Annotated in this window: 9 protein-coding genes; all 9 read right to left on the reverse strand. The window is 40.9% G+C overall.

The genetic code is table 11. The features are described from left to right. Nucleotides 1–689: ethanolamine ammonia-lyase subunit EutB (gene eutB / locus LD39_RS07100; protein WP_035544530.1), on the reverse strand; the 689-nt coding region annotated here is incomplete at its 3' end. A 19-nt stretch (nucleotides 690–708) separates the two neighbouring features. Then, nucleotides 709–2,136, reverse strand: coding sequence for an ethanolamine ammonia-lyase reactivating factor EutA (locus LD39_RS07105; RefSeq protein ID WP_231572526.1), 1,428 nt, complete (start codon nucleotides 2,134–2,136; stop codon nucleotides 709–711). A gap of 134 nt (nucleotides 2,137–2,270) precedes the next feature. Next, nucleotides 2,271–2,786, reverse strand: a complete 516-nt coding sequence (locus tag LD39_RS07110) for a EutP/PduV family microcompartment system protein (RefSeq protein ID WP_035544532.1) — start codon at nucleotides 2,784–2,786, stop codon at nucleotides 2,271–2,273. A 14-nt stretch (nucleotides 2,787–2,800) separates the two neighbouring features. After that, nucleotides 2,801–3,142 carry an ethanolamine utilization microcompartment protein EutS gene (eutS, locus tag LD39_RS07115; protein ID WP_035544534.1) on the reverse strand — a complete coding sequence of 114 codons (342 nt, stop codon included), beginning with the start codon at nucleotides 3,140–3,142 and terminating at the stop codon, nucleotides 2,801–2,803. 27 nt (nucleotides 3,143–3,169) lie between these two features. Beyond that, the gene (gene eutH / locus LD39_RS07120) at nucleotides 3,170–4,459 is read right to left on the reverse strand and encodes an ethanolamine utilization protein EutH (protein ID WP_035544536.1); all 1,290 of its coding nucleotides are present in this window, start codon (nucleotides 4,457–4,459) and stop codon (nucleotides 3,170–3,172) included. A gap of 97 nt (nucleotides 4,460–4,556) precedes the next feature. After that, the gene (locus tag LD39_RS07125; RefSeq protein ID WP_035544537.1) at nucleotides 4,557–5,150 is read right to left on the reverse strand and encodes an ANTAR domain-containing response regulator; all 594 of its coding nucleotides are present in this window, start codon (nucleotides 5,148–5,150) and stop codon (nucleotides 4,557–4,559) included. Then, nucleotides 5,151–6,572, reverse strand: coding sequence for a sensor histidine kinase (locus LD39_RS07130; RefSeq protein WP_035544544.1), 1,422 nt, complete (start codon nucleotides 6,570–6,572; stop codon nucleotides 5,151–5,153). Nucleotides 6,573–6,673: 101 nt separating this feature from the next. Continuing rightward, nucleotides 6,674–7,525, reverse strand: coding sequence for an ethanolamine ammonia-lyase subunit EutC (gene eutC, locus LD39_RS07135; RefSeq protein ID WP_035544538.1), 852 nt, complete (start codon nucleotides 7,523–7,525; stop codon nucleotides 6,674–6,676). Nucleotides 7,526–7,541: 16 nt separating this feature from the next. After that, nucleotides 7,542–7,797: ethanolamine ammonia-lyase subunit EutB (gene eutB / locus LD39_RS07140; protein WP_035544539.1), on the reverse strand; the 256-nt coding region annotated here is incomplete at its 5' end.

Raw genomic sequence — 7,797 nt, forward strand, 5'->3', positions numbered from 1 at the left:
GCGGTGACGTGAGCAAGCACACAGTTTTGTGTGGGAATTTTCCACTCATCCATGAAATCCTTCGTTGCGTGTAAGAGACGTTTCACACTTTCCACGGACTCTTCAACTGGATTGATCCCAATTACGGCATCCCCCATTCCGTAGGAAAGCCCTTCTTTTAAAGAAGCCATCATCCCGTCAACACGGTCGGTTGGGTGGTTCGGTTGAAGTCTTGAAGCAAGCGTTCCTTTTTGTCCAATGGATATATTGCATTTAGTAACGACTTCTAATTTATTCGCTGCAAAGACTAAATCCAGGTTGGACATGATTTTCGTTACAGCAGCAATCATTTCACTATTTAACCCTCGGCTTATTCTTTTGAGGTCTTCTCCTATCGTATCGCTGGAAAGAATGAATTCTCGCAGTTCTGCAACACTCCAGTTTTTTATTTGTTTATATACGGGCTCATTGATTTGTCCATCAATGATGCGAGACACCTCATCGTCTTCCGGTGCCAGCATGGGATTTTCCCGAATATCTTTTAACAAAAGTTCACTGAGAACTGTTTTGGCTGCCATTCTTTCCTGCACACTCTCTGCTGCAATACCAGCTAATCGATCACCGGATTTCTCTTCATTGGCTTTTGCGAAAAGAGAAGTAAGTGATGAAAACTGATAGGTGTGATCCAAGTGAGTAGTCGATAGTTTCATAGAAGTTTCCTCCTTTCTGTTAATGGAATGTCAGCGTTTTAATGACAACAGGTACCACTCCAGAATCCAGGGCAGAACCTATATCTAAGTAATCTCCGTTTTCCACTCTAATTTGGTCGATGCAGACAATTTCACGTTCATTAGTTAATACTTGGATGGCTTGTCCGAGTGACTTTGCTAAATCTCTTTCTAGTACGATGACAAGGGGCTGATTGGTTAAATGTTGATCATAGGCTTTGATTAGTTCTTCCGCTAATCGTTGGATGTCCTTAAATCCTAGGAGAGGAATGTCCGCTAGATAGACCGCCATTTTTATTCCTTCTTTATTAGGATCAAATACTTCCATCCCATCCCGAATCTTATCTGATAACTGTTGCAAAGCTTGGTCAAACTCATCATGAAAATCGATAATGTGAACAGGCATATTTCGGAGCGGAAGAGTATCAGCATCAACCTGTATGGTGGCTCCACTGATTTCCGTCGTCTGAGTTCCTGCACCAAGGACGGTAGCTCTTACCGTTTCATTTGGTTTCATCCACTCCTTCTGACTTAACTGCGGGTGAGCTAGTATCGATTTAGCAAGTAATACACCAATATCATCGTAGAGATGGTTTGAAGTGCAATCGTCTGGATAATAGATGCATTCCGATACACCACCTGAAAACAGGATGATGTCTACGGGGCGTTCCCACTTTGGCTTATGTCCTAAAAGAAGAGGCTCATTATCTTCTAACTTTCCTTCTAGCATCTTGTAAATAATTTCAGCCATATAATCCGTTATTTTTGATAATTTCTCAGAATCTATCGTATCTCCCTCAACGATCGTCAAACCCAAATTATCTCTAACGTCTTTAATTGGCCGAGCCATGTATTGGATATCGTTATAGGCAAATTCAATTAATTTCCCTCCAATATGAAGGGTACATGTGCCAAGCAGCTTCCCGTATCGGTAAACGGCCACGTTCGCAGTGCCGCCGCCAATATCAATATTAGCAATCGTCTTATTTGTTTTCTTCGATAAATCATAAGCACCGGAACCTTTGGCGGCGATAATACTTTCTAAATCTGGTCCGGCAGTCGCTACTAAAAACCTGCCTGCATGATCAGAAAGGTGATTGATCATCTCTTTAGCGTTTGACTTAGTCGCTGTTTCACCGGTTATAATCACCGCACCCGTTTGAATATCGCCCGCGTCTATTCCGGCTTCCTCATATTGGCTTCTTACGATTTCATCCACCTTTTCCATATCGATCTCTTTTCCTTCGACTAATGGAGTGCGAAAGATGGGACTTTCATAGACAACTTCCTTATCCGTGATTTCAATACGAGGCATGTGAGTCATTCCAGCTGTGTTTCTGAGTGATAGTTTACTAATCACTAGTTTTGTTGTACTCGTTCCTATATCGATCCCTGCACTTATGATGACTTCTGTGTTCCTACCATTCACTAAGCGCACCTCCGCATGAACAAAAAAAGGCACCTTACACAAACTATCCGCGAGGGATAGCTGTATAAGGCGCCTTTGCCTAGTTACCATTCATTTTTAAAGTCTTCTTAATCAGAATATTAAGTCATTATCGCTTATTTGTAAAGGGTTTCATTAAAAATGACCGCTTCATTTTCTGCTTTCTCGACATACTCTCTCATTTCCTGAAGGCTATTACATGCGACTAGCTCACGAATCAAATCAAGACCTTTTCCTTCTATAGCTGAAGTCATAATAATAGGCCCTTTAGGAATCACCTTTTTTAATTGCTTCACTGCTCTTGAAAGATCAGCCTGTTCATCGTCTGATTTTGTTACGACTCCGATAGGAAGCTTATTCAAACCGGTACTAAAACCAGGCGGAAAAATCACCTTCTTCTTTGCAGCATCTTGGATAAATAAAACATGAGTAACCTCAAAGGACGTTGCCATGATGTTCTTGTAGAACATTGGATTCTCAGTATATTCCCCGGGTGTGTCCACAATCCAATCCTCATAGTTTAGAGTCTGAGTTTTCACTGCTTTCGCTTCATGCCCAAGTAAGGCTTGAGTCAAAGTAGACTTTCCCGCTCCGATCGATCCAATCATCATCGCCCGGTTTCGTTTAGACATAGATACGCCCTCCTTTATGATTTCGTGATTTCCGAGGGTGTGTATCCAAGCGTCTCAGAGAGAAAACGATTGACTTCCCTCATCGATTGGTCGACCTCTGAAACACTGCCTACTAAAACAAGACTCCCTGTAAATCGATCCAAGAATCCAATCTTGACATGGGCGGCTTTCGTTGCATAGTCCCCTGCAATAATAACCGTTTCACTTGGAGTTAACGTTAATATACCTAAGGCTCCTGACTCTTCAATTCCTAATTTTTCAAACATGTCTACGTCAGGGTTTGCAATAAGGTGACTAAGCGTAATTTGTTTTCCGGGAACGAATTCTTGTATAAATCGCTTCTTTTCTTCATTCATTGTCTTTCCCTCCTGATTTCTTCCCGATTATTTCGCCTCTTTTTTTTCTTGTTCAGAAGCAACTATTTCCCCTTCAAACGCTTCTTCCTCAAGATATTCATCTTTCGCAATGACTCCATTTTCACGATCGATACGTTCAAGCTCTCTTGCTTTTGGAACAGACAGCCAATAAGCAAAACCAATGGCAATAATCCCTGCAGACAACTTCCCGACTATAATTGGCAGAATTAACGTGGGCTGAAAGTTAGCTGTAAAAGAAAGGTGGTCTCCTAACAAGAAAGCCGCACAGACACCAAAGGCAATATTAATCACTTTATCTTTTGGAGGCATGTGGCGAATAAGTTTAAACATCGCTAATATATTTGCAATGGTGGCAACTAACCCTGCACTCCCTACTGAGCTTAACCCTAACTTCTTCCCTAAAGCCTCTAATGGAGTCGAAGCATATTTTCTAAGCAAATAAACCATTGGGAAAGCACCTGCAAGCATGATGCCTATATACCCCGCTGTTTCAAGAGCTCGGAACTGGTTTTCGGTATCAGCCATGATTGGATCAAAGCCCCATGCCCCGAACACGTTCGTAAATAATCCTGTGAAAATCTCTACAATCGAGAAAACAAGGACTAGTTTAATTCCAGCGTCTAAGATCGTTCCAAACCACATAAATCCTTTGATCATAATATCTGGTAAGAAATACAACCCTGCTGCTAAAATGATGACAAAGATCAATAAAGGCGTAAGATTCATAAATATCTTCAAATAGCTTAATGTAAATTCATAGGTTGATTCCGTATTAGTGGAAATAACTTCTCTTACTTTAGAGTTCGTCAGTGTAATAATGACGCTTGAAATGAACACACCGATAGGAATCGTCAGCAATCCGGACATGATTCCCAGGGCCATGAACTTATGATCTCGCTTATCCAGCATGGCAAGTCCCATAGGGATAGAGAATACGATCGTTGCTCCCGCCATGAAGCCGACAATTAAAGCCATGATCCATGCTTCATAGGATTGTTGGAGCGCCTCGGCTAATTGGTAGCCCCCCATGTCCGAAGCCAAAATCGTTGTAGCTGCGATAGCCGGGTCGGCTCCTATCTTTTCAAAAAGCGGCCCGAACACTTTATCGATGAATAAAGATAAATAGGGAATGGACGCCATAATACCAGCAGCCGGAACGAAAATATGTCCGATTGCATGCACCCCTTCCATAAATTGACCGCCAATTCCGTCCTCACTATTTTTAATGGAAGCAATCGCTCCAATGACAGCACAAGTCATAATAATATAAATTACAATATTACCGATCATTACCATTCTGCATCCCTGCCTTTTTTATTTTTTATAAAAAAAAGATGCTAGAAAAACAGTAAGGGCCCCTCACTGCTCTTCTAGCATCTTTGCTAGTTCGTATTCACTTGGAAGTGGTTAACGGCGGTTGAGAATATTTCTTCAGTATCTTTAAGGCAACTTTTTCTAACGGCAGCTGTTTATTCATACTGATTTCTCTCATCTTCTTATACGAAACTTCGTCTGAATAACCAAAGTGCTGCATTAAAAGTCCTTTAGCTCGCTCTACGACTTTCCGCTTCTTCAAACGGTTATCTGCTTCTTTCACTTGAACACGGTACCTTTCCGAAACCATTCCTTGATGAAGGGCAATCTCTACAGCTGGTATTAAACGGTCTTCTGAAATGGGTTTGACGATGTAACCAACGATATTGGCTTCTTTCGCTTTCTCGATAAACTCCTGTTGGCTGTAAGCCGTTAACAATAATATCGGGATGTTATATTTTTGAGAGATAATTTTACTCGCTTTTAAACCATCGAGTTTTGGCATTTTGATATCCATAATGATAAGATCTGGTTCTAACTCATGTGCGAGTTCTATGGCTTTTTCACCATCTCCTGCTTCCCCAACAATCTCAAAGCCGGCATCTTGTAAAAGTAACGCGATGTCCATCCGTACAATGGATTCATCTTCTACCAGCAAAATTCTCTTGCTCATCTAACCCCTACTTTCTTTTGGGAATCTGAGTTTGGCTTCCGTTCCATTGTCCAATCCTTCAATCTGAAACTCTCCTGACAAATCATGTTGAGCCATTCTTTTCACAATATCCAATCCTAATGACGACGTATTCTTCCTTTTAAAACCAACGCCATTATCTCTTACTACCACATCCATGCTGCTGGAGTCCTGTTTAAAGATGACATCGATATGGCCCCGTGACTTCCCTTCAAACGCATGATTCACACAATTTTGTATGAGTTCATTAATAATCAAAGCAATCGAAACGGCTCGTCCTGACTCGATTGTCAAGCTGTCCCCTGAATAATCGATGGTTATTTTTTTACTCGAATATCCCGTGTAAACTAGCATATCTCCGATTCTTTCTGTCAGTTCGAATAGATCAACTTCATCAATACTGCTGTTTGATAAAATCACTTCATAGACAGAAGCAATACTTAGTATGCGATTCAGACTTTCTAAGAAATACACTTTACTTTCTTCTGGTACCCCTCTTCGCATCTGTAATCGAAGCAAGCTCGCTACTGTTTGCAAATTATTTTTAACCCTGTGGTGGATCTCTTTAATGGCGACAGATTTAATAATCAACTCTTTCTCTTTTTCACGTAAATCGGTGAGATCCCTGATTATAATAAACATGCCATTATATTTTTCATTCAGTGGTAAACGAATCTTTTTGATTTTAAATGTCTTATCAAACGCTTCTATCTCAGTAACCAGCAATTCTTCTTCCTGTTCAACTATGTCAGTCAAAATCGGTAATCTCTCAACTAAATTATCTCCATACTCAAAATTTATTCCGAAAAGCTCATGAATCAAATTGATCGCAGCTGGATTCGAATATAAGAGCTCGCCATCGAGATTGACAAAAAAGAGCGCTTCTTCCATTAATTCAGGGACTAATGGCTGCTGGTCTGACTGCCCTAACAACAGTCCACTTAAGGATTCCGTCGTTTTTGACAGCGCTTCCAATTCTTCCCGATCTTCAACCTGTGCACTAATGTCCTTCTCCATGATTAACGCACCGATCACAATTCCACCATCATTTAAAATCGGGATAACACTTTGTTCCACTTTCTTTCGTTCCTGGGTAATGGCACGATTCGATGTCATGGCATTACCAGATTGGAGGCAATAAATAACAGCCGGCTCAAATGTTGCGTAAGCGATGGTCCCGACAACTTTGTTCTGGTAAATGGATCTTGCCGTTGTAGGAGCAGCTTCTGCCACAACAATCGCATGTTTCTCATTTGATAACATACAATCGATAAATACATTGGCCTTAGATAAGTCAGCCATCATCTGCATACTTTTACTAACTTCTTTAATTTTATCAATATCACTTGATTCTAAGCATGTCTTCGACGTGCATAAAGATTCAATTTCTTCAATGTCAATCATAGTTAAGTCTTCTCCTGTGATGATTTGTTCAATATGATAGAATTTTTCCAAACTAATTGAATTATAGTCTTGAAGAAAATGTTTGTCAATATTCTGAATAGTCATTGCATTTGTGAAAACTTAACCCCGCTTGCCTTATATTGAAGCATTTTTTCAATAATATCAGCCAAATAGGCCCCTGCTTCTACAGGAGGTACACCACCTTCATGGATATTTGAAAACACAGTGCGATCGGCCTCAACGCTATCTTTGTTGGGTTTGTAAATGATATAGGCACTGATGCTTTTCGAAGTAGCTAGTCCCGGTCTTTCTCCTATCAATGAGATAACTAGATCACAATCCACTAGAGAAGCGACTTCATCCTGGATCCATACTCTGCTTTTACGAATGAATACCGCATCGCCCATACTGATATTTTTCGCCTTTAACCCTTGAACTAGAGACGGCAGCAAGTCTGGGACAGTTTCCTCAATACCTGTGGAGCTCAAACCATCTGAAACGACAATCTGTACTTGTTTTCCTTTTGTCCCATTTTCCCTTAACCATTCGGAAGAATCCTCATTCAATTTTCTGCCTACATCCAAATTCATTAAATATTCCTGCATGGAAGCCGCCTTAGACTGAAGGATGGGTAAATTCATATCTTCTAAAACTTTATCCGCTACATCTTTAAATACCGCATCTTGGGCTGCAGCATGATCTACTCGGAAGTCAAGATAATTCTTTGTTTTCATTCGAGTACCCGCTCGGCCAATCCCGATTCTCGCAGGGGTCCCTTTTTGTACTTCTTCAATGTAATCACGATTCTTAGGGTCATCAACCCCTACCCGTTTTTCCTGTCGATAGACGACGTGCCTATTTTTATATTCCTGCGTATAAGGCTTGTTGCTCGTACTATTCCCCTGATCTTCCATTTCAGATAGTACGTCTTTTACAATCTGTTCAATGTCCATTCTTTCACTCCCCTTCTTAATCAAAAATAGACAAATCTCCAGCGTATTTAGTTAGGCGACCATTTTCCATAATCCCAATTTTTTCCAACCATTTCTCAAATTCATCTAAAGGTCGTAACCCGAGCATCTCCCGTAAACTCGCATCATCATGAAAGCTAGTATCCTGGTAGCTCAGCATTACATCATCTCCACCTGGAACCCCCATATAGAAATTCGCTCCTGCCACTGTCGTCAGCATCCCTGCAATTTCCTGGTCATTCTGGTCCGCACTC

The sequence above is a fragment of the Halobacillus sp. BBL2006 genome, assembly GCF_000786645.1.
Lineage (GTDB): Bacteria > Bacillota > Bacilli > Bacillales > Halobacillaceae > Halobacillus.

What these genes read in the sequence shown, in the direction of transcription:
- LD39_RS07125 (WP_035544537.1), bottom strand. Translation starts at nt 5,150, where the DNA reads ATGAGCAAGAGAATTTTGCTGGTAGAAGATGAATCCATTGTACGGATG.
- LD39_RS07130 (WP_035544544.1), bottom strand. Translation starts at nt 6,572, where the DNA reads ATGATTGACATTGAAGAAATTGAATCTTTATGCACGTCGAAGACATGC.
- eutC (WP_035544538.1), bottom strand. Translation starts at nt 7,525, where the DNA reads ATGGACATTGAACAGATTGTAAAAGACGTACTATCTGAAATGGAAGAT.
- eutH (WP_035544536.1), bottom strand. Translation starts at nt 4,459, where the DNA reads ATGGTAATGATCGGTAATATTGTAATTTATATTATTATGACTTGTGCT.
- LD39_RS07110 (WP_035544532.1), bottom strand. Translation starts at nt 2,786, where the DNA reads ATGTCTAAACGAAACCGGGCGATGATGATTGGATCGATCGGAGCGGGA.
- eutS (WP_035544534.1), bottom strand. Translation starts at nt 3,142, where the DNA reads ATGAATGAAGAAAAGAAGCGATTTATACAAGAATTCGTTCCCGGAAAA.